At 52.9% G+C, this 23,450-nt stretch carries 16 protein-coding genes and 1 rRNA gene; 12 read left to right on the top strand and 5 right to left on the bottom strand.

The features are described 5' to 3' along the window. Nucleotides 1-2: 2 nt before the first annotated feature. The 3 genes from nusB to rpmF are packed head-to-tail and all read right to left on the bottom strand — an operon-like array spanning nt 3 to nt 1,676. Complete coding sequence (gene nusB / locus WC359_09310; protein MFA5400624.1) at nt 3-434, bottom strand: transcription antitermination factor NusB; 432 nt, start codon at nt 432-434, stop codon at nt 3-5. 42 nt (nt 435-476) lie between these two features. Further along, entirely contained in the window at nt 477-1,430 is a 954-nt protein-coding gene (fabD, locus tag WC359_09305; GenBank protein ID MFA5400623.1) for an ACP S-malonyltransferase, read from the bottom strand. A gap of 45 nt (nt 1,431-1,475) precedes the next feature. Next, complete coding sequence (gene rpmF, locus WC359_09300) at nt 1,476-1,676, bottom strand: 50S ribosomal protein L32 (GenBank protein ID MFA5400622.1); 201 nt, start codon at nt 1,674-1,676, stop codon at nt 1,476-1,478. 964 nt (nt 1,677-2,640) lie between these two features. Here rpmF and rplI point away from each other — a divergent pair. From rplI to WC359_09275, 5 genes are all read left to right on the top strand, one after another. Beyond that, nucleotides 2,641-3,093, top strand: a complete 453-nt coding sequence (gene rplI, locus WC359_09295; protein ID MFA5400621.1) for a 50S ribosomal protein L9 — start codon at nt 2,641-2,643, stop codon at nt 3,091-3,093. 4 nt (nt 3,094-3,097) lie between these two features. Next, on the top strand, nt 3,098-4,501 hold the full coding sequence (dnaB, locus tag WC359_09290) for a replicative DNA helicase (GenBank protein MFA5400620.1): 1,404 nt from the start codon (nt 3,098-3,100) through the stop codon (nt 4,499-4,501). A 14-nt stretch (nt 4,502-4,515) separates the two neighbouring features. Next, a complete protein-coding gene (locus WC359_09285) occupies nt 4,516-5,238 on the top strand; it encodes a DnaD domain protein (protein ID MFA5400619.1) in 723 nt (240 codons plus the stop codon). Next, the gene (locus WC359_09280) at nt 5,153-6,565 is read left to right on the top strand and encodes an ATP-binding protein (protein MFA5400618.1); all 1,413 of its coding nucleotides are present in this window, start codon (nt 5,153-5,155) and stop codon (nt 6,563-6,565) included. Before WC359_09285 ends, WC359_09280 begins: the two co-directional genes overlap by 86 nt. 147 nt (nt 6,566-6,712) lie before the next feature. Beyond that, nucleotides 6,713-7,150, top strand: a complete 438-nt coding sequence (locus WC359_09275; GenBank protein ID MFA5400617.1) for an HNH endonuclease — start codon at nt 6,713-6,715, stop codon at nt 7,148-7,150. Nucleotides 7,151-7,161: 11 nt separating this feature from the next. Here the strand turns inward: WC359_09275 and ricT are convergent, their stop codons facing one another. Together ricT and WC359_09265 are read right to left on the bottom strand one after the other, a co-directional pair. Beyond that, the gene (ricT, locus tag WC359_09270) at nt 7,162-7,974 is read right to left on the bottom strand and encodes a regulatory iron-sulfur-containing complex subunit RicT (protein ID MFA5400616.1); all 813 of its coding nucleotides are present in this window, start codon (nt 7,972-7,974) and stop codon (nt 7,162-7,164) included. Further along, nucleotides 7,974-9,020 (bottom strand): DNA polymerase III subunit, encoded by a 1,047-nt coding sequence (locus WC359_09265; protein MFA5400615.1) that lies wholly within the window; start codon nt 9,018-9,020, stop codon nt 7,974-7,976. Before WC359_09265 ends, ricT begins: the two co-directional genes overlap by 1 nt. Nucleotides 9,021-9,286: 266 nt before the next feature. Between WC359_09265 and WC359_09260 the strand changes: the two genes are divergently transcribed. The 7 genes from WC359_09260 (at nt 9,287) to ispD (ending at nt 23,448) form a co-directional block, all read left to right on the top strand. Continuing rightward, nucleotides 9,287-13,006, top strand: coding sequence for a DNA-directed RNA polymerase subunit beta (locus WC359_09260; protein MFA5400614.1), 3,720 nt, complete (start codon nt 9,287-9,289; stop codon nt 13,004-13,006). A 19-nt stretch (nt 13,007-13,025) separates the two neighbouring features. Continuing rightward, nucleotides 13,026-17,198 carry a DNA-directed RNA polymerase subunit beta' gene (gene rpoC, locus WC359_09255; protein ID MFA5400613.1) on the top strand — a complete coding sequence of 1,391 codons (4,173 nt, stop codon included), beginning with the start codon at nt 13,026-13,028 and terminating at the stop codon, nt 17,196-17,198. Between the two features lie 133 nt (nt 17,199-17,331). Next, a complete protein-coding gene (ruvB, locus tag WC359_09250; protein ID MFA5400612.1) occupies nt 17,332-18,369 on the top strand; it encodes a Holliday junction branch migration DNA helicase RuvB in 1,038 nt (345 codons plus the stop codon). Between the two features lie 72 nt (nt 18,370-18,441). Beyond that, a 5S ribosomal RNA gene (rrf, locus tag WC359_09245) occupies nt 18,442-18,558 on the top strand. 151 nt (nt 18,559-18,709) lie between these two features. Beyond that, nucleotides 18,710-21,229: an ATP-dependent Clp protease ATP-binding subunit gene (locus tag WC359_09240; protein ID MFA5400611.1), complete on the top strand. Its 2,520-nt coding sequence runs from the start codon at nt 18,710-18,712 to the stop codon at nt 21,227-21,229. A gap of 142 nt (nt 21,230-21,371) precedes the next feature. After that, nucleotides 21,372-22,775 (top strand): DNA repair protein RadA, encoded by a 1,404-nt coding sequence (radA, locus tag WC359_09235; GenBank protein ID MFA5400610.1) that lies wholly within the window; start codon nt 21,372-21,374, stop codon nt 22,773-22,775. Beyond that, on the top strand, nt 22,768-23,448 hold the full coding sequence (gene ispD / locus WC359_09230) for a 2-C-methyl-D-erythritol 4-phosphate cytidylyltransferase (protein ID MFA5400609.1): 681 nt from the start codon (nt 22,768-22,770) through the stop codon (nt 23,446-23,448). The genes radA and ispD overlap by 8 nt, the downstream gene beginning before the upstream one ends. Nucleotides 23,449-23,450: the final 2 nt, after the last annotated feature.

Genomic DNA, 23,450 nt, shown 5'->3' with positions numbered 1-23,450 from the left:
TGTCAATCAATCTGTTTTTTTCGTTCTTCTTCCTTAGATATTGCAGTTCCAAGCACCCCGTTGATAAACTTGGGGGAGGTCTCGGCGCCGAACTCCTTGGCAAGCTCTATCGCCTCATTGATAGCCACCTTAGCCGGTGTTTTATCATCCAATAAAATCTCGTAAAGCGCAATTTTTAAGATATTACGATCCATACCGGCGAGTTGGTCCACTGGAAAGGCAGTTGCGTAGCGTTTAATCGTGCTGTTCAACCGGTCCTGGTTTTCAAGCACTCCGTGCACCAGCTCACGTGCAAAGCTGGCTCCGTCGCCGGTCAGCGCTTTAAGGGAGAGCGTGCGTTCAAGGACGGAGTCCGGGCTGTTGGCTGCAAATTCCAGTTCAAAGAGTGTTTGCAGTGCAGCAATCCTGGCCAGACGTCTTAGACCTGTGGGCATACAATCACTGGGAGCGAGTCACTTCAGCCGGTGGTCCCTGACCTAGAACCTGCCGCCTTTACGCCACTTGATAATCTCATTCGTTTTCTCAGCGTTGCTGAGGTTAAAAGTCAATGCTCCGGGGCTAATTGATTTAATGTATTTTGTCAGGATGTCTCCGGGACCAACTTCAAAGAAAGTGGTTATACCACGGGCAAGCATGGTCTCAACCGATTGCTGCCATTTAATACAATGTACTATCTGGCTTATCAACTCTTCCTTAAGAGCCTCAAGCGAATGCATGGGCTGTGCCGTAACATTGGATACGACGGGTACCTGTGGAGTTTCATAATTAAATTGTGCTACGGCATTTATCATGCCGGCCAAGGCGGGTTCCATCAATGAAGAGTGAAAGGCGCCGCTGACTTTAACCGGCTGCATGCGTTTTGCCCCTTTGACCTGCGCCAGCCTCCTGGCCTTGGCCAGCTTATGCTCATCTCCGCTGATAACCGTATTTTCGGGCGCATTGATATTGGCCAGTTCAACTCCGGTGGTAAGGCAAACACCTTCGACGAGATCCTTGCTGAGGTCCATAATTTGCAGCATACCGCCCGGCTTGCGGCGGCCGGCCTCGTTCATGAGACGCCCACGCTCGCGAATCAAGCGGACGGCGTCTCCCAGTTTCATCATGCCGGATGACACCATTGCGGCATATTCGCCGCATCCATGGCCTGCCACCAGTGTAGGAGTTGGAAGCGCTCCGCCGCTGATCTCCTCTCCGGCCCTAAGGCAGGCAATGCTTACGGTCATGATGGCCGCCTGGGCATTCATGGTTTGCGCGAGGTCCTCTTCCGGGCCCTCGAAACAAAGCCTTGAGAGAGGAAATCCCAGTGCCTTATCAACTTCGTCGAACACTTTCCTGGCAGAATTGTAGTGGACGTAAAAGTCGAGCCCCATTCCGACCTGCCTGGATTCCTGGCCAGGAAACACATAGGCCACTTTCACATCTTCTACCATCTAATTCCCTCCTTGATTTACCATATCAGCTTTGCAGGCAACTTTTTATTTGCGTTTCTTTTTGGGGCTTTTGATCTCGATTACTTCCCTTCCATCGTAAGTGCCGCAAGACGGGCATACCTGGTGAGGGAGTTTTAAACTGTGACAGCGGGAACATTCGATAATTGCTGCAGGGGACTTCGCAAGGTGACTGCGTCTTTTCCCCTGGCGTGCCTTGGGATATTTCTTTTTAGGAAGTGGTGCCATTTATATTTTGCTCTCCTTTTCTATCTGCGTTAATCTGTCCCACCTGCTATCATGAGATCGGCTTGTGTGACCACAATCCCCGCGAGCGAGTTCCTGGCCACAGACAGGGCATATGCCCGGACAATCCGGCCTGCACAATAGCCTGGTCGGTGTCGTCATGATTATATACTGTCTGATTGCTTCGTTTAAGTCAAGGATATGATTATCGGCGATCGTAAATTCTTCAGGCGGTGGATTAAGGTGAGCGCCTGAAGCGATATCAATAATCGGAAAGAATTCCTCCTCCATTATAAATGAAATTTGTTTTTTTACTTCAGCCAGGCAGCGTGAGCAGGAACCTTTGATATCAACAAGGAATGTACCTTCAGCGAGGATACCTCGGCTGGTGCGGATCAGTTCAATATTTCCTATAACGTGGTTCTCGCCATTTTCGCCGGCCGGCCCATCTATTTCGTAATTACGCTTTGCTCCGACCGGCTCCTTGAGGAGCTGGGCGACATTTATTTGCATTATGATAGATACGACTTCGAATTTGGCTCATTATAAGTAGAGATATGTGTAATGTCAAGAAAATAAAGGTCGCCGGGATATTGGCTACTGCGTAAGCGCCGTGTGGCGTGTTGGATATCGAGCCGTATAATATTTGGTATACAGTAGTAACAACCGTTTAACATAAGATCATACATGTCTTGACTGAGCTTGATAAAAGGATTTAAACTGTCTAACGCCGGGGTGACAGCGGCATGTACCACCTGCGGGAAGAGTAAGTGTATGCTGACGGTTTTAATAGCTGTGAATCACCCCCATCTCCAGGAATTCAGGTCAATTTTCCCTGATCGCAGCTGAATTGCCGTTTTGACTGGTTCGCGGATATTTTCGGAAAGAATATTTAGGCGGTCAATTATTCCGGATAATGCTAAACTGTTCCTGTAAAGAATCTTGAGAAGGAGTAAAGACACAGGGTATGAAAGTCGTATTTATTGAAGACATCTCGGCCAAAGAGAAAAAAGGCGATATTAAAGAGGTATCTGCCGGATATGCCAGAAATTACTTATTGCCAAGAGGTCTGGCCTTGCCTGCAACCCCGGGCGCTGTAAAAGCGGCCGAGAAAATCGCCCAGGAGCGTGAGAGGAAGCGCGAGCGGATGCATGAGGAATACGTTGAACTGGCCAGGCAGATTGAGGGTAAGGAACTGCGTTTCAAGGGAAAGGCCAGCTCCAAGGGCACTTTGCATGGATCGATCACAGCAGCCGATATAGCCGACAGATTGTCTGATCTGGTCAATGTGGACATCGATAAGAAAAAAATATCCATGAAAAGCTCTCTTCATAACATCGGAGAATATGAGGTCGAACTGATTTTCAGCAAAGATGCGACAGCCAAAATTATGGTCATAATTGAGAGGGAAACAGCCTGAAGCTATGAGAGAGACCCTGCCGCCCTATGACCTGGATGCCGAAGAAGCGGTGCTCGGCTCACTATTGATCGATAGCGAGTCTATCACAGAGATAGACACCATAGTGGGAACCGAGGATTTTTTTAGCGAGCAGAACCAGTTCGTATTTGGCGCCTGTCGCAACCTGTTCCAGCGTGATGAAGCCATTAATCAAATAACGGTCGCTCAGGAACTGGTCAGGCTCGGTAAGTTGGATGATGCAGGGGGGGCCGCCTATCTCAGCCATCTCGTATCCATGGTGCCGACGTCCCTGCATGTAAGGCACTACGCGCAGATTGTGTACCGGCTGGCTACCATGCGCCGCCTGATCAGCGCAGCCGGTCAGATTGAATCGCTTGGATATAAAGCTGATCCCGACGTTGATCTCTCGCTTACACGGGCGGAGGATATCATCTTCAAGCTCAGGACGAGACAGGGGCGGGGTGAATTTATTCCCATTCAGGATGCGCTCAACCGCTATTTTGAGGAAGCGGCTCACAGGACTACACTCGACAGGGATATCCAGAATATCAGGACGGGTTTTAAGGCTATTGATAATGCGCTGGGCGGGTTGCAACGCTCAGAACTGGTTATACTGGCTGCCAGGACCAGCATTGGTAAGACGAGCCTGGCCCTGAATATCGCCCGCAACGCAGCCGTTAATCAGAAGGCCTGTATCGCCCTCTTCAGCCTCGAGATGTCCCGGCGCGAGATAATCCAGAGGTTATTATCGAGTGAATCCAATATCGAATCGCAGCATTTCAGGAAGGGACGCTTTTCGGACCTCGAGGAGCGTCTGCTTCAACGTGACATAATACCCAGGCTGGCCGAGACATCCATATATATAGATGATACTCCCAACATGCGTATCAGCGAGGTGCGCAGCAAGGCCAAGAGGCTCCATCTAAAACACAGTGTCGATATGGTTGTCCTCGACTATATTCAGCTGTTAAGGGGTGATTCTAAAAGCGATAACCGTGTCCAGGAGATGACCGAGATAACACAGTCGCTTAAAGCGCTGGCCCGCGAGCTGGACACGCCCGTCCTGGCTTTATCTCAGTTGAGCCGCAATATCGAGCACCGCCAGGAAGGTAAAAGATTGAAGCAGCAGGTCAAACCACAGCTCTCAGACCTGCGCGACAGCGGCAGCATAGAACAGGATGCGGATGTCGTAATGTTTATTCATCGCTGGGACAAGATTTATGCCACTGAGGACGACTGGATCCGTGAAGTTGGAGAAGACCAACCTTATCCCAAGGGCATTGCCCAGATCATCATAGCCAAGAACCGCAATGGTCCTACGGGTGAAGTCCCGCTCAGGTTTATACAGGAAACAACCAAATTCGATAACTTTGACAGCAGCGTGGTTGAGGTCGGGACTTTATATTAAAAGGTATAAAGAATATGCCAGGAAGCAGTTTTAAGGGTTTCCCTCCGAGGGTCGAGGTGACTCCTCTGCCCAATGTGTTTTTCAGCGAGGTGTTGTTGAATATTAATAGTCTGCTTGAGCTGAAAACGGTTATGCAGATATTTTTCCTGCTCAGCCGCAGAAGAGGTTATCCCAGGTTTGTGAGCTTTGGCGAGTTGAGCCGCAATGCTGTGATTGAGAAAGAGTTGGATAAAATGAAGGGAGATGCAGATATACTGCTGAGAGATGCTCTCCAATCTGCTGTTAAGCACGGTATTTTGCTGCATATCCCTGTCAACGTTGACGGGAAATCGGACGAAGCCTACTTCATCAACAATCAGACCGAAAAGAACACCATCGATAAGATAGTGAGCGGGGCTCTGAAGATACCCAGTGTGGAGATCAGGTATGAGGAGGAGCGCGTCAGTGAACAGCCCCGGGATATCTACAGTCTCTATGAACACAATATCGGTATGCTCACTCCTATTCTGGCCGAGGAGTTGCAGGAGGCGGAACACCGCTATCCTCCAGAATGGATACATGATGCTTTTAGAGAGGCATTGAGAGCTAATGTCAGGAACTGGAAATATATAAACGGCATTCTAAAGCGCTGGGAACGCGAAGGAAAGAAAGATGGAAAACCTGTCGGAGATACTCAAAAAGAAAGAGATCCCGATAAATACATCAGTGGAAAATACGGACATATGGTCCGGCGATAGTACGGAGGAATCCGCACCGGACGGGCTACCGGTAGAAGTCTGCCCCGTATGCAGGGGTACACGCTTCGTTCACCCCGCATTGCCCTCAGGTGATTCCGATTATTCGCGTCTGGTGCCGTGCATATGCGCGAAAGACGATATCAACCGAAGAAGAGCGGCACGCCTTCAGGCTTTAAGTAATCTGGGGAACCTCTCGAAACTGTCTTTCAACAATTTGGCTCCGCTGGGACGAAGCAGCGACCAGGTATCGCAGAAACTCTTTCAGCTCGCTTTGGATGAGATCCGCAAATTCGCGGAAAATCCACAGGGGTGGATCGTGCTGGCCGGGCCCGTCGGCAGTGGTAAAACGCATCTGGCCTGCGCTGTCGCCAACCTTCGCATAAGCCAGGGCCATTCGGCTTTTTACATCACTGCCGCGGAGCTGCTTGATCACCTCAGATCGGCTTACAGCCCCAGCAGCGAGATCGAATATGATGAATTATTTGAGCAGATCAAGAACAGCCCCCTGCTGATACTTGATAACCTGAATTACTCGGCAACAACCGTATGGTCCAAGGGTAAACTCGAGCAACTGCTCGAGCATCGTTTCAACGGCAGGCTGCCAACGCTTATCACCACCGGCATGTCGGTGGAAGATTTTGCCACTGATTATGCCGGCCATATGAACGATCCTGAACTCAGCAAGGTCCTCATTTTGAAAAAGGAATCATCCAGCCTGCAGAGCCTCGATAGTCTCGATCTCGAGCTGCTAAAGAATATGAAGTTCAGCAATTTCGACAGCAAGCGTTTGAGCCTGCAAGAAGATGTCAGGCAGAACCTGGCACAGGCGTTTAACAATGCCCGTGAGTTCGCCCGGGCTCCGCAGGGCTGGCTGATTTATCAGGGTGTGAACGGGTGCGGCAAGACGCACCTTGCGGCAGCAATAGCGAACGAGCTTCGTGAATCAGGCAAAGAAGTTCTGTTTATCGTAGTGCCGGACCTGCTGGATCACCTGAGAGCGTCTTTCGCTCCCGACAGCCGGGTGTCCTATGATGCGCTGTTCGAAAAAATTAAGAAGATCCCCGTACTGGTGCTGGATGATTTCGGAGAGCATTCTGCCACTTCATGGGCTCAGGAGAAGCTGTATCAAATAATAAACTACCGCTATAACGCCCGCCTGGCTACGGTCATCACCACCTGCCTGTATCTGGAAGAGATCGAAAACCGTGTCAGCTCGCGGATGGTTGATCCCAGCATCAGCCTGGTCTTCAATATTATGGCTCCCGATTACAGGGGTGATATAAAAGCCTCGAGAACGGTGAGGTCGCGTCCAAGGGCTAAGAATTAACCGGGCACAGCCGGTTCTTTGAAGCTGGCTGCTTTTCCTGATAAAATATTTTCTAATACGAAAGTGGAAAGCACTATAGTTAATCAACCGGTATTAGTTTTAAATGAGAACTACCTCCCACTGAACATTTGCAGAGTGCGGCGGGCAGTGGTTCTGGTGCTGGTGGGGAAAGCCGAGGTGGTGGAGAATGGGCGAGGGTATTTTTCCGCCAGCTCCGGCAGTTACGAGATCCCTTCCGTGATCAGGCTTGTTTACCTGGTGCGCAAGCAGACGCACCCGCGCAAGATGACCAAACTGGAGATATTTAACCGTGATAAATACACGTGTCAGTACTGTGGAAAGGAGGGGAAGGAGCTGACGCTGGACCATGTTATGCCGAGGCGACTGAACGGAGAGCATACATGGGAAAATATCGTAGCGGCATGTATCCCCTGTAACAGAAAGAAGGCGGGCCGGACGCCGGCTGAAGCCGGGATGCCGTTGTTGAGGTCCCCTCGCGCGCCCGGCAACATCGGTTTCTACGTGCCTTATCAGTATTTACGCGCCAGGTCCGAATGGGAGAAATATCTGCCTCATAAAAGGTGATATTTCCGGCCTTATGGCTTTCTGGGGTTGACGACTGTGGCCTCGGCATTGGGGACCTCGATCGTCATACCGGTTTCCAGTTCCACCATGAGTGATTCTTTAATCACGTTTCTGCCGACGATCTTGCCTTTCCCCATCTTTGTGAGGATCTCCTGCCCCATTTCGGGCAATTTCCCCTTCATGCAGTGGTACTGCTCATATTCATAGCTCAGGCAGCATAGAAGCCGTCCACACAGCCCCGAAGTCTTCATGGGATTAAGGGCGATATCCTGCTCCTTGGCCATTTTGATGGATACGGGCATGAATTCGCTGAGAAAAGAGACGCAGCACAGTTGGCAGCCGCATTTACCGACGCCGCCGATAAGCTTTGCTTCATCCCTGGCGCCAACCTGGCGCAGCTCGACATGTGTCCTCAATTCGTGGCTGAGCTTGCGGACAAGCTCACGGAAGTCAACCCGTTTCTCTGAATAGAAGAATATAATCAGGTGGCTGCCGTCCAGGTTGTACTGGAGGTAGATCACTTTCATGGGAAGGTTAAGGCTCTCGATCAGTTCCTTGGATTTGGAGAGAGCTTTCTTGGTGCGGTCCTTTTGAAATTTCGCTTGATTCATATCTTCGGTTGTGGCTATACGTATGACTGGTTTGAATGGCTCGGCGTTCTCAGCGGGAGTCACTTCCTTAACGCCGACGATCACTTTTCCCAGCTCGATGCCACGGTTGGTTTCGACAATGACCATGTCATTCACTTTAAGATCGAATCCGGCAGCGTCGAAGGAATATATTTTACCCGCCCGCATAAACCTGACTCCCACTACGTTAGACATCAGTTATTTACACCTGCCGAATTCATGGAGTAATCGGCTTTTTTCTCTTTCTTAGGCATATCCAGCATGATAACTTCGAAGAGAAGATGCAGGTTGGCATTATATGACAGGTTCATCAGCATCTTGTTCAGGCTGTTGATGAATTCTTTGATCTCAAGGATTGTCAGCATATTTGCCCACGATTTGATATCATTCAGCTTATCCAGGTTGGTTACATCGTCTTCACAGTTATATTTTAGCAGCATTACGTCCCGGCACCATGAAAGCCAGAGCTTGATGACCTCTTCCACGCTGTTTCTGTCTGCAGGCATCTGCTGGATGTAGGCTAACCTTTCAGACCATGACCGGGTCAGGAGGCCCGAAAACTCAGTCAGTCTCTGGTCCCGGCTTTGCAGGTAGCCATCGTCTTTGAGGGCCAATATAGCCCAACCAAGGCAACCGCCTGAGAGCCGCGATAATAATTTTATTTTATCGGGATTCAGCCCATTAAATTTATTCAGCCTGTTTTCTATCTCGGCGATTGCTACGGGCTTGAGCTCGAAGCGCTGGCATCTTGAAACGACCGTAGGCAGAAGCGCACTTTCCTGAGATGTGAGCAAGAGAATAATCACGTGCCGCGGAGGCTCTTCCAGCGTTTTAAGCAAACAATTAGACGCCTCCGCCGACATCAGGTCGGCATCGTCGATAATATAGACCTTGTAGTTGCCTTCATAAGGAGGTAAACTGGAACCTCTCTGCAGCAGTTCCCTTATCGTATCTATGCCGATCTCAGTTGCCTTCCTCCTGTCTTTCTGATCACGGCCTGCATATTTATCGATGACGATTACATCAGGATATTTGCCCTGTTGAATGCGTTGACAGGCCCGGCATGAGCCGCAGGGGGATGCGCCCTCACCGCAGTTCAGGGCGCTGGCCAGATCCAGGGCAAGCGTCATTTTACCGACATGCGGAGGCCCCACCAGAAGATATGCGTGAGCCAGGGAACTCCTCGCTATGGAGTCTCTGAGAAATTCTATAATTCGATCCTGGCCGGCCGTTTGCCACATTTTAGGTATTATACAACAATTATGTATAAAAGCTGTCCTGCTTTTGCTGGGAAATCCGGAGGGCATTGTCCCTTCTGAACAGCCGGTTCATTAATACGATTTGACAGATGATAAGATTACTGCTATATTATAAATTTGCTATTATGCCATTTCTACTTAGGGCGTCAAATCATTGTCCCGTATAAATATTCCAGCTATTGTCATCTTCTATTTAATTTGACAAAGCAGTTCGCAGACGACCGGTAACTAATAGGACAGGAGAAGATATGTCTATTTCTATCGCCGCAGAGAATAACAACCTGCCTGTTGTCAAGAGCAAAAATTATGCCCGCCTGCCCCAGGTGCTCGAGATACCCAACCTTATACAGGTACAGCTTGATTCTTTCAGATGGTTTATGGAGGAAGGAATTAAGGACCTGCTGCAGGAAGTGTCCCCTATAAAGGACTTCACGGGCGGCAAGATGGAGCTTTCTTTCACGGGTTACGAATTTCGCCCTCCCACGCACGATGTTGCTAATTGTCGTGAGAGAGACATGAGCTATCAGTCAAATCTTTATGTGCGTGCCAGCCTGCTGATAAAAGAGACGGGGGAAATTAAGGAACAGGAAGTCTTTCTGGGCGAGATTCCTCTCATGACTGAGAACGGGACGTTCATCATCAGTGGTGCGGAGAGGGTGGTTGTCAACCAGTTGATTCGTTCGCCCGGTGTGTATTTTACCTTGGTGACAGAGGACAGCGGGAGGCGGCTCTGCAACGCCAAGCTGATCCCTGAGCACGGCGCATGGCTCGAATTTGAGACCTCCGGCAAAGACGTGATCTGGGCCAAGATAGACGGGCGGCGCAAGATAGGTGTTACGACTTTGCTGCGTGCCATCAGCGGGGAGGGCGATCCCGAAGATGCGCTGAACTGTAATACGGATGAGGAACTGCTGGAATTATTCAAGGTCGATGATGATAATCCCGAGCACAAGTATATCTCTACGACAATCGACAAGGAGCCGGAATCGATCAGGACCAAGAAAGAATCGCTGATCGATATTTATAAGAAACTGCGTCCCGGCGAGCCGCCGGATGGCGACAGCGCCAAAAGCTTAATAATTAATATGTTTTTTCATCCCAGGAGATATGACCTGGGCAGGATAGGCAGGTTCAAGCTTAATAAGCGGCTGGAATACGCGGAACTTGGTTACAAAGTGACCTCGCGCGCTCTCAAACCGCGCGACCTGGTTGAAATTATTCGCAAGATAATACAGATAAATAATGAAAAGGTGATGCCCGATGATATCGACCATCTGGGTAACCGGCGCGTCAGGACGACCGGCCACCTGATCCAGAACCAGTTCAGGGTCGGCCTCATCAGGCTGGAACGTACAATAAAGGAAAGGATGAGCCTGCAGAGCGATGATCCCACCCCCACTAACCTTATTAATAACAGGCCCATCATTGCCTCCATGAGGGAATTTTTCGGCGGCTCTCAGCTCTCGCAGTTTATGGATCAGACCAATCCACTGGCTGAGCTCACTCACAAGCGCCGACTCTCTGCGATGGGGCCGGGTGGCCTCTCCCGCGAGCGCGCCGGATTCGATGTACGCGACGTCCACCATTCTCATTACGGCAAGATATGTCCGATCGAAACTCCGGAAGGTCCTAATATCGGTCTTATCGGTTCGCTGGCGACCTATGCGCGCATAGACGGTCTGGGCTTCATAGAGACTCCCTACCGCAAGGTTTATGTAGAATTGAGCAACACCTCCGAAATGCTGCCCGGCAGGATGCTGCGGCAGGATGTTCTCGACAGCAAGAAAAAGCCGGTGGCGGCGGCAGGTACGCTGATAGACGAATCTCTGGCTAAAAAGATTGCCGCGTTGCCATCCTGCGCCATCAAAATAGTACCGTATGTTTCAGGTGAGATCGAATATTTCACCGCTGACAGGGAAACCAATAAATGTATTGCACAGGCCAATGCGCCGCTCAATGCCAGGGACGAATTCATGGAGGAGCGTGTCGGCGCTATCCGGAGCGGAAAATATGTGACGGAGCCGCCCGAGAAAATCGACTATATGGACGTTTCACCCAAACAGGTTTTCAGCGTTACCACGGCACTGATCCCTTTCCTTGAACACGACGATGCCAACCGTGCGCTTATGGGTTCGAATATGCAGCGTCAGGGCGTGCCCCTGGTCAAACCAGAAGCTCCCCTTATCGGCACGGGCATGGAAAGTGAGGTTGCCAAGTACAGCGGGCAGGTGGTCTACGCCGCAGAGAAAGGCGAGGTCGTGGCCGTCGACAGCAAGAAAATAACCGTCAAGAGCGACGGCAGAAAACGTGATTATAACCTGACCAAATTTTACCGCACCAACCAGGGGACGTGCATTAACCAGCGCCCGGTTGTCAGGCGGGGAGACATCGTCACAACCGGACAGGTAATAGCTGACGGGGCTGCCACTCAAAACGGTGAGCTTGCCCTGGGCCAGAACGTGCTTTGCGCGTTTATGACGTGGAGGGGCTACAACTTTGAAGACGCCATTATCATCAGCGAAAGGCTGGTAAAACAGGACAAGTTTACCTCAATCCATATTGAGAAGTATGAGGTTGAAGCGCGCGAAACAAAGCTGGGCAAGGAGGAGATTACCAAGGATATCCCCAATGTCGGAGAAGAGAGTCTGAGGGACCTGGATGAGTTCGGCGTAATCAGGGTCGGTGCCGAGGTCGGACCGGGCGATATATTGGTTGGCAAAATTACACCTAAAGGTGAAACTGAGCTGACGGCAGAGGAGAAGCTGCTCAGGGCTATATTCGGTGAGAAAGCGCGCGAAGTTAAGGATACCTCGTTGCGGGTGCCCCACGGTGAGGGCGGCAAAGTAATCGAGGTAACGGAATTCAATAGCGATAACCATGCTGACCTTCCAGCAAACGTAATCAAACTGGTCAGAGTCTGGATTGCCCAACGCCGCAAGATCTCGGTCGGAGACAAGATGGCCGGAAGGCACGGCAACAAGGGTGTTATCTCTATTATTCTGCCGGAAGAGGATATGCCGTTCATGCCTGATGGCAGGCCCGTGGATATTGTGCTCAATCCCATCGGTGTGCCCTCGAGAATGAATATCGGCCAGATACTGGAAACACATCTGGGCCTGGCCGCCGACATCTTCGGCGAGAGGGTGATCAATCCCATCTTCGATGGTGCGGATACCGAGGCTGTTGAAGATGCGCTGGGCAAGGCATGGATCGTGCGCAGGGCCCGGGAAGAGGGCGTTATAAACCAGGATCGCCTTGACGACGAAGGGCTTGCACTGGTTAAGAAATGGTTAAGTGATCATGTTATAAACGCCGATAAGGTGTTTGATGAAAGCGGCAAGTATCATGGTGAGGCCAGGCGGGCCAGCCTGATATTGTGGCTGGAAAAAGAGATCGGCGGAAAGGGAGCGGTTCCCAGGGATATCAGCAAAGAGGAACTGGACGAGAAGGTGGAGGCGGAATATATGCAGACCAAGATCGTACCGCCCACATTCGGCAAAATCCAACTGCGCGACGGCAAGACAGGCGAGCTTTTCGACCAGCCTGTAACCGTGGGCATAATCTATATGATGAAATTGATCCACCTGGTGGATGACAAAGTTCATGCCAGGTCGACGGGACCCTACTCGTTGATCACACAGCAGCCTCTGGGCGGGAAGGCGCAGTTCGGAGGGCAACGCTTCGGTGAAATGGAAGTTTGGGCGCTCGAGGCTTACGGCGCCAGCCACACACTGCAAGAACTTCTGACGGTCAAATCGGATGATGTCCAGGGCAGGGCCAAGGCATACGAGGCACTGGTCAAGGGAGAGGATGTGTTGCAGCCGGGAGTTCCCGAATCATTCAAGGTTCTTTTTATGGAGCTACGCAGCCTTGGACTGGCGGTGGAGCTACTGAACGAGGAGGACCAGAGCATCAACCTGTTTGAAGATAAGAAAAAAATGGGCGGGCTGCCCAAAGCTTTAAGATAGGGGATATAAAGTGTTCGAAATAAACGATTTTAACGCAATACGCATCTCCCTGGCGTCGCCCACACAAATCGAGGACTGGTCTTACGGCGAGGTAACCGAGCCGGAGACCATCAACTACCGTACGCTTAAACCAGAGAAGGACGGTCTCTTCTGCGAAAGGATCTTCGGCCCGGTCAAGAACTACGAGTGCTATTGCGGCAAGTACAAGAAAATCCGCTATCGCGGTGTTACCTGCGAAAGGTGCGGTGTCACCGTGGAGCACTCCAAGGTGCGCCGTGAGCGCATGGGCCATATCACCCTGGCCGCTCCGGTTGCACATATCTGGTTTGCCAAGGGCGTGCCCAGCCGGCTGGCCCTACTGCTGGATATATCCCCGCGCAACCTTGAGCGCGTGCTCTATTTTGCCCAGTACGTGGTTGTCTCAAGGAACGAGGAGACCTGCCGTGAAAAGCTGGAAGCCTATTATTCCCATAAGAAACAGTCGCTGCTCAATTCCCTGGAAGAGCTTGAGAACAGCCACAAAGCCGATAAGCCCGATAAGGCCGACAAGGCTGATAAAACCGATAAGTCTGATAAGGCTGATCAGGAGAGCCTGGAGGAGAAGAAGCGAGCAATCGAGGAGAAGCTGGCCGATCTGGAGAATGACAACAGGATCGATAATACCGAGATCAAAAAGCTTCATATGCAGGTATTGAGCGAGAACGAGTACCAGCAACACAGGGAAAAATACGGCGATGCCTTCGAGGTGGGCATGGGTGCCGAGGCCATACTCAATATCTTAAGGGCGATGAGCCTGGAAGAACTCCGTCAGCAACTGGTCAAAGATATCAGGCAAAGTGAAGGACAGAAGCACAAGAAATTAAGCAAGCGCCTCCGCATCGTGGAAGCGTTCTGGCGCAGCGGCAATAAGCCGGAATGGATGATCTTTACGGTACTACCGGTGCTGCCTCCCGAGCTGCGCCCGATCGTGCAACTCGACGGCGGCAGGTTTGCCACCAGCGACCTTAACGATCTTTACCGCAGGGTGATCAACCGCAATAACCGTCTCAAGAAACTGATGGAGCTCGGGGCGCCCGAGATCATCGTGCGCAACGAAAAAAGGATGTTGCAGGAAGCGGTCGATGCCCTGATCGACAATGGCAGAAGGGGAAGGCTGCCCAGCGCCGCCAGCACTCATAAACTCAAGTCGCTTTCAGATATGCTGCGAGGCAAGCAGGGAAGATTTCGCCAGAATCTGCTGGGAAAACGTGTTGATTACAGCGGTCGCTCGGTTATCGTGGTAGGGCCCGAACTCAAGCTGCATCAGTGCGGCCTGCCCAAGCATATGGCATTGGAGCTTTTCAAGCCCTTTGTCATGCGCAGGCTGATAGAACAGGGATACGCGCACAATATTAAAAGCGCCCGCAGACAGGTTGAGCGGGCCCGGGCGGAAGTCTGGGATATATTGGCCGAGGTGATCAAGGAACGTCCGGTGATGTTAAACCGCGCTCCTACGCTGCACAGGCTGAGCATCCAGGCTTTCGAGCCCACCCTGATCGAGGGCAGCGCTATTCAGCTGCATCCTCTGGTATGCTCGGCTTTCAACGCCGACTTCGATGGTGACCAGATGGCCGTGCATGTGCCGCTCTCCAGGTCGGCTGTACGCGAGGCGCGGGAGCAGATGCTGAGCGTACACAATATGCTGTTGCCCAGCTCGGGCGAGCCTGTGATGACGCCCACCCTGGATATGGTGCTTGGGTGCTATTACCTGACTAATATGAAGCCGTCCACCGTGGATAAACCCAAGCTGTTCGGCGGACCCGCCGAGGCTATCCTTGCCTACGAGATGTTCAAGATCACAGGTGATGCCACTTTCCCTGACCTGCATGAGGAAATACTGGTCAGGATCAAGGGATCTGAACAGGCGCCGGAGGAAGAGAAGATCGATGCCGAAACAGAGGCCGTTGCGGAAGCAGAGGCCGCGGAAACAGAGGCCGTTGCGGAAACAGAGCCGTCGCAATACAAAGAGATGCGTTTGCCGGGGCCGGACAGCAGGACATTCAAGACCAGCATCGGACGCATCATATTCAATCAGATATTGCCGGACGAATTGAGATACCATGAGCCCTACAATGGGTTCTGCAACTTCGCCACCAGCAAGGGCGACCTGCGTCGCCTTGTATCAGAGTGCTTTCGCTGGTGCGGCCGTGAAAAAACAGTGCGCATGCTGGACGAGCTCAAAAGGCTGGGATTTGAGTATACAACCAAATCCGGCACTACCATATCCGCCAGGGATATAGAGGTGCCCAAGGTCAAGCAGAAGCTCATGAGCAGGGGGGACGAGGACATCGCCATCCTGCAGAGCCAGTACAACAAAGGCCTGATAACCGAGGAAGAATACGAGGCTCAGGCTATCGACGTATGGACGCGCACGACCAATCAGATAGAGGATGAGATCAAAAAATCGCTGGACCGCTACGGCGGCGTCTACATGATGGCCAATTCCGGCGCCAAAGGTAATATATCGCAGATCAGACAGATGGCCGGCATGAGGGGTCTCATGACCGACCCCTCCGGACGCATCATCCCGTTCCCTATCAAGGCGAGCTTCAGGGAAGGCCTATCGGTGATGGAATATTTCATGTCCACCCACGGAGCGCGCAAGGGCCTTGCCGATACGGCGCTCAGGACATCGGACGCGGGTTACCTCACACGTCGCCTGATAGATGTGGCGCAGGAATTGATCATTCTGGAAGAGGACTGCGGGTACTCCGGCGAAGGGCTTGTATTCTCAGCCGTCTACGGCGATAAAGAGAAGGGGCTGCTGCCCTCATTTGAGGAGAGGATCAAGGGGCGGCTGGCAGCCAGGGACATCGCTCATCCGGGGACCGGTGAAGTCATCGTTGCCAGGAACGAAATGATCGACGAGGACAAGATAAAGCAGATCGTCCAGGCCGATATTAAAGAGATAAGCATACGATCTCCGCTCATCTGCAACTCCAAGCGCGGCGTCTGCCGCCATTGCTACGGGCGGGACCTGTCCTCCACCGAGCTGGTTAAGATCGGCACGGCGGTCGGTATCATCTCAGCCCAGAGTATCGGCGAGCCGGGCACACAGCTGACGCTGAGGACCTTCCACACAGGTGGTGTGGTAGGTATGGATATCACCACCGGTCTGCCGCGCGTGGAAGAGCTTTTCGAGGCCAGGATCCCCAAAGGCAAAGCTATACTTACGGAGATAGATGGCACAGTGAACCTGAACGAGGTCGTCGAAGAGGGGATTCTTAAGAAACGCGAGATCATCATTACGCATATCGAGAAATACCCCATCGATTACGATATACCTGCCGGCTATAAGACTCTGGCTGAGAACAACGCCTATGTCAGGGGAGGCGATGTTCTGGCTGAGCCTGATGCCTCGCTGGTTAAATCGGGGGAACAGGGCCTCAAGCCGCTGCTTGCCCGTGTAGACGGTGTGACTAAAATCGAGGGTGGCAAAATCACCCTGACCTACGAAGAGAAGGACGAGCGCAAATACGATGATATACCGGTGACCGCGCATATCCTGGTCAAACAGGGCGATTATGTTCGCGCCGGTGACAAGCTCATCGAGGGCGTTAAAGATCCGCAGGACATCCTTCATATCAACGGCAGGCAGGACGTACTGCGCTACTTGATAGACGAGGTACAGAAGGTGTACCGCTCTCAAGGCGTGAATATAAACGACAAGCACATCGAGACCATTGTCAGGCAGATGCTGAGGATGGTCAGGGTGGAGTTCTCGGGCGATACCGACCTGCTGGTGGGCGACCTGGTCGACAGGCTCGATTTCGAGAATATCAATGCCATGATGGAAGCTGAAGGCGGCGACCAGGCCGTTGCGAGGCCGGTCCTGTTGGGCATAACCAGGGCATCGCTGAATACTGACAGCTGGCTGGCGGCAGCGTCCTTCCAGGAGACGACGAGGGTGCTGGCCGAAGCGGCCATCTGGGGCAAGACCGACAGGCTTCACGGACTCAAAGAGAACGTCATCATCGGTAAGCTGATACCGTCCACCATAACCCTGACACAGAAGCTGGGCAAACCCATCAACAGGTTGCTGGAGGACAGTCCCGAGGTATTCGCCGAATCAGTGAGCAACTTCGTTAATCCTCTGGCTGTCGACGAGGTAGAGGCTGAAGAGCCGGCCGATAGCCAGGTCGAACAGGAATAATGATAGTCATATCAGCGTAATTCAGAGCGACCCTGCCGCTGCGGCAGGGTCGCTTTATTTCATCCGATAACTGCAACGTTCGGCAGCTAAACCGTGTGCTATAATGCTACTGAATAACTAAGGCGTATCCGGAATGCAGGAAGAGGAATCACCGCGCATAGTATCAGGTAAGCTGGGTCCGGAGGATACCACGCTGGATGCCAACCTCCGCCCCAAAAAGCTGGATGATTTTATCGGGCAGCATAAGGTCAAAGAGAACCTCGATATCGGGATAAAAGCTGCGCAGAAGCGTGGCGAGGCCATCGACCACATCCTGCTTTACGGGCCTCCCGGGCTGGGCAAGACCACGCTGGCTTTCATTATCGCCGGTGAGATGGGCGTAAATATCAAGGTCAGCTCGGGGCCGGCCATCGAGCGTCCTGGCGACCTGGCGGCCATACTGACCAATCTGCAGAAGGGCGATGTGCTCTTCATCGATGAGGTTCACAGGCTGAGCAGGATTGTAGAGGAGATACTCTATCCCGCAATGGAAGATTATGCTCTGGATATTATCTTGGGAAAGGGGCCGGGGTCCAGGAGCCTGCGGCTGAACCTGCCCCGCTTTACACTCATCGGCGCCACCACACGCTATGCCGCTATGAGCTCCCCCCTGAGGGACAGGTTCGGCTCGGTGCACAGGCTGGATTTCTATGATGTTGATGCCATCGGCTCTATTATCAATCGCTCGGCCCGTATTTTGAAGCTGAAGATAGATGACGGGAGCATAAATTTAATCGCCTGCCGCGCCCGCGGCACCCCGCGCGTGGCCAATCGCCTGCTCAAGCGCATCCGCGACTATGCCCAGGTCAAGGCCAATGGAGTGGTCACGCAGGAAGTAACCCTCGAGGCGATGGGCAAACTGGAGGTGGACCAGCTCGGACTGGATGAGATCGACCGCAAGGTAATGAGGACCATCATACAGAAATTCGATGGCGGGCCGGTGGGCCTGGATACCATTGCGGCCTCCATCAGCGAGGAGTCCGACACAATAGAAGGTGTTTACGAGCCTTACCTGCTGCAACTGGGATTCCTGGAGAGGACTCCCAGGGGACGCGTGGCCACACGGCTGGCCTACGAGCACCTCGGTATCGCTTATAAAAGGGGGCGCTCTCCGCAGGGTTCACTCTGGTAGAAGGGTGGCAGTCACAGGCCGGTATTTGACAGAGCTGCAGTATTTATATAAACTATTATTCATTAAAAGTCCTCTGGTGGTCAGAGCGAGGCGGAACCACCCGTTCCCATCCCGAACACGGAAGTGAAACGCTTCAGCGCAGACGATACTGAGGGAGGGATTCCTCGGGAAAATATGCCACTGCCAGGGACTTTTTTTATTGCCCTTTTTCCCGTGTAGTTCGCTCCTGTCAGCTTCATTTGAAGCTGTTGATCTTTGACTTGCCTCATACTACGACATATAATTCATATTACACAGAGCCTATCAAGGTTACATCTGAATCCCGCTTTTCGAGGTTACTATGGCCAGTAGATTTGAGAAATTCTCGGAGCGTGCCCGCCGGGCGCTTACGCGCGCCCAGGAAGAGGCACAGCATTTCGGACACAGCTATATCGATACGGAACATATATTGCTGGGATTGATCGCTGAAGAAGACAGCGTGGCCAGCCAGGTGCTCAATAACCTGGGCGTGGCGACCAGCAAGGTTCGTTCCGCCGTTGAATTCATCGTCGGAAGGGGCGGACGTCCTAATACCAATGAAGTCGGGCTTACGCCGAGGGCTAAAAAAGTCATCGAGCTGGCTGTCGACGAGGCGAGACGCCTCAATCACAGCTATATCGGCACCGAGCACCTGTTGCTGGGGCTGCTCAAAGAGAGGGAAGGCTCGGCAGCCGGTGTGCTTGAGAGCCTGGGAGTCACTTTCGACAAGGTGCTGGCCGAGGTCAACAAGCTGCTGAACGCGGCCGGCGGTCAGGCCAGGGCTGTAACCAAGGAGGGGGCCAGGACTCCCATCCTGGACCAACTCGGTGTAGACCTGACCAATCTGGCGCGCCAGGGCAAGCTGGACAACATCGTCGGCAGGGAAAAGGAATGCGAGCGTATCATCCAGATTCTCAGCCGTCGCACCAAGAATAATCCTGCGCTCATCGGTGAGCCGGGCGTGGGCAAATCAGCCATTGTGACCAAGCTGGCGCAGCAGATCATAACCGGTGATATTCCGGAGCCGCTCAGGAACAAGAGGCTGGTTACCCTCGATATAGGGTCACTGGTGGCCGGCACCAAGTACCGCGGAGAATTTGAAGAGAGACTGAAAAAAGTCCTCGACGAGATAAAAGGGGCCGGCAACTGCATCGTTTTCATCGATGAGTTACACACTATCGTTGGGGCAGGTGCGGCCGAGGGTGCCGTGGACGCCTCAAATATACTCAAGCCCTCGCTATCGAGGGGAGAGATTCAGTTCATCGGGGCCACGACGCTGGATGAATACCGCAAATATATTGAAAAGGATGCCGGCCTGGAGAGGCGGTTCCAGCCCGTGACGGTGGCGGAGCCGACCGTCGAGCAGACGGTGGCCATTTTAAAGGGCATCAAACACCACTACGAGGATTACCACAAGCTGATTATCCACGATGAGGCTCTGAGTGCAGCCGCCTCCATGGCATCGCGCTATATCTCCGACCGATTCCTGCCGGATAAGGCTATTGATATTATGGACGAGGCTGCATCACGTGTCAGGATCAAGAAAGGGGTGGTTCCCATCGGCATCGCCGAGGCGCAGAAGGCGCTGGAGATCGTCAGGCGTGATAAGGACAATGCCATCGGCTCACAGCAGTACGAGATGGCGGCTGAGCTGCGGGATCGCGAGGTGCAGTTGCAGGCCAAGATCAAGAACATGGAACAGGAGTGGCAGGACACGCAGAAGAAGGAAACTCCCATCGTGACCAAGGAAGATATCGCCGAAGTCGTCGGCATGTGGACCGGCATACCTGTGATCAGTTTAACCATGGACGAATCCGAACGGCTGCTCAAGATGGAGGAGGGTATCCACCAGGATATCGTGGGACAGGATGAGGCCATCATCACAATCGCCAAGGCCGTCCGCCGCGCCCGTGCGGGGCTGAAGGAGGCCAGGCGTCCCATGGGCTGTTTCATATTCCTGGGTCCCACCGGTGTGGGCAAGACCGCGCTGGTCAAGGCGCTGGCAAAGTTCATGTTCAAGAGCGAAGACGCTATGGTCAGGCTGGACATGTCGGAGTTCATGGAGCAGCATAACGTAGCCCGGCTGGTAGGCGCACCTCCGGGATATATAGGCTACGAAGAGGGTGGTCAGTTGACCGAGGCAGTAAGGCGCAATCCTTATTGCGTAGTTCTCCTCGACGAGATCGAGAAAGCGCATAAAAACGTTTATGACATCCTGCTGCAGATCATGGACGATGGCCACCTGACCGACGCTAAAGGCAGGAGGGTGGATTTTCGCAATACCATACTGGTCATGACATCGAACGTAGGCGCTGAGGAGATTAAGAAGAATAAGGGCCTGGGCTTCAGCGTCCACTCCGACGAAGTTAAGAGCAGGCAGAGTGCCTACGAACATATGAAAGATATCGTTATGCGCGAGATGAAAAAGGTCTTCAGACCTGAATTCCTCAACCGCATCGATGCTTCTGTGGTTTTTCATGCGCTCAATAAGGAGCATATCCGCCTCATAGTCGATCTCATGCTGCGGGAGGCGATCAACTCCATGAGGGAAAAGCAGATAATTCTGGAGATATCCGACGCCGCCAAGGAATTCATAGCGGAGAAGGGATACGATCCTGATTTTGGCGCCCGGCCGCTGCGACGCGTCATTCAGCAGGAGGTTGAGGACCGTCTATCGGAGAGCGTTCTGCAGGGCAAATTCGAGGCCGGTTCCAAGGTACTGGTAGACTACGACGGCAGCGAGGTAATTATTCGAAAGCTTGAGAAAGCCGTAGCACCCGCCGCAGAGAGCAAGTTGCTCGCGGGAGAAGGCAACCACCTGCTGGGCAGCAGCAATCCGTAAGCGGCGCAATACAATCGAATCATATGAGAGGGCGTGACCGGTCGTACGGCGCGCCCTCGATGTTTTACGGGCTCATTAAAGAAAGTTGTGTCTGTTTTTGTTATCATTTGCTGGCCGGCGGTCAAACGGCGCAGGTACAAAATTGGAAAAGCAGAAGTTTAAAACCGTATTTGTCTGCCAGAAATGCGGCAGGGAAAGCCCGAAGTGGGAAGGGCGCTGTCCCGGTTGCCAGGAATGGAACTGCCTGGTTGAGACCACGGTCACGGCGGGCAAACGTTCAACAGAAAGCAGGCCGGACACGGCCGGTCGCCTGCTGGAGCTGGTGAAACTGAAGCGTGACGATTATTCGCGCATCAGCCTCACCATCGGCGAGCTGGATCGCGTTCTGGGAGGTGGATTGGTCGCAGGGTCCGTGGTGCTGGTCAGCGGCGACCCCGGCATTGGTAAGTCGACGCTATTGTTGCAGGTGTCGGATGCGGTAACCAAAAGCAGAGAAGGCCAAGTCGTATATGTTTCCGGCGAGGAATCGTCACAGCAGCTCAGGATGCGTGCGGAGAGACTGGGTGTCAGGGGTGATCGCCTGTATGTCTATCCCGAAACCAATATGGAAAACATAATGGCTGGATTGGAATCGATGCAGCCGTCGCTGGTAGTGGTCGATTCGGTTCAGACCGTCTACCTGGAGGATATCAACGGCGCGCCGGGCAGCATAAACCAGATCAGGGAATGCACTCTGCGCCTGTTGAGATGGTCTAAAAAGACGGGTGTGCCGGTCTTTATCTCGGGACACGTGACCAAGGACGGATCGATCGCCGGGCCTAAAGCACTCGAACATATCGTGGATGTCGTACTGAGCCTGGAGGGCGAGTCATTTAACAGTTATCGTATACTGAGGAGCACCAAGAACAGGTTCGGCTCTACCAACGAGGTCGGAGTTTTCGAAATGGGCAGCGCCGGATTGACCGAAGTGGCCAATCCCTCGCAGTTTTTCCTGGAATCATACGTTAACGGAGCCATCGGCGCCGCGGTTGTGCCGACCCTCGAAGGCAGCCGTCCACTGCTGGTCGAGATTCAGGCACTCACCAGTTCGGCTGCCTACGGCCCTCCCAGGAGGATAAGCAACGGCGTCGATTTCAACAGGCTCCTGCTGATTTGCGCCGTATTGACCAGGCGCGCAGGCGTGGGATTGTATAACCAGGATGTCATAGTTAACGTCACAGGAGGTATAAGGATATCCGAGCCGGCCGCTGATCTGGGCATCGCCATGGCTATCGCCTCCAGTTTCCGGGATGCCAGGTCCATACCCGGAACTGTGGCGGTGGGTGAGATAGGATTGAGCGGTGAGCTCAGGTCCGTCCCGCAGATGGACAGGAGGATCTCTGAGGCCGCCCGGCTGGGATTCACCAGGTGCATAATACCTGTCGCCGTTAAAAAAATACCTCGAGGACCGGACGGTCTGGAGATCATCAGGGCAGGCAGCATAGCCGAGGCTCTCAAGGTCGGCCTGGAGAAAAAGTCCGGGAAAAAGGATATTGACGATGAGTAAGGCAGCCGGCGGTCTGGTTGCCATAGTGGTGGGCGCCGGCAGCGGCAGTCGGATGGGTGCGGAGAAGACGTTTTTAAATCTGGCGGGGAGGCCGGTTATCGCCTGGCCGGTTGAGGTTCTACAGCATAACAAGCATATTAGCGAGATTGTATTAGTTTTACATAATAACAACATGGATGAAGGTAAATGCCTTGCGGCTGAGCGGGGATGGTCCAAAGTGACGCATGTCTGTGCCGGTGGCAAATTGCGGCAGGATTCGGTGAGGAAAGGCCTGGAATTCATCCGGGACTGCGAGCTGGTTCTGGTGCACGATGCCGCTCGCCCTTTTCTCACGGATAAGCTGATAGATGATGGCATTGAGGCTGCGGATTCCACCGGGTCCGCCGCTGCGGCTGTGCCGGTCAAGGACACCATCAAGCAGGTGGATGATGACGGGATCGTGTCTGCAACCCTGCCGCGAAGCCGGCTGATGGCGGTTCAGACACCGCAGGTTTTTCGATATAAAATATTGAAAGATGCCTACGCTTCGCTGGACGGTGAGGTCACGGACGATGCCGCCGCCGTGGAGCGCATCGGCTTGAAAGTGAAGCTATATGCCGGTGATTACGATAATATCAAGATCACCACCCGGGAAGACTTGGTGTTGGCGGAAATAATAGCAAAGCGAAGGTGACG

Source organism: Dehalococcoidia bacterium, from assembly GCA_041653995.1.
Taxonomy (GTDB): domain Bacteria; phylum Chloroflexota; class Dehalococcoidia; order GIF9; family UBA5629; genus CAIMUM01.
This window is presented reverse-complemented; position numbering and strand designations above follow the sequence as displayed.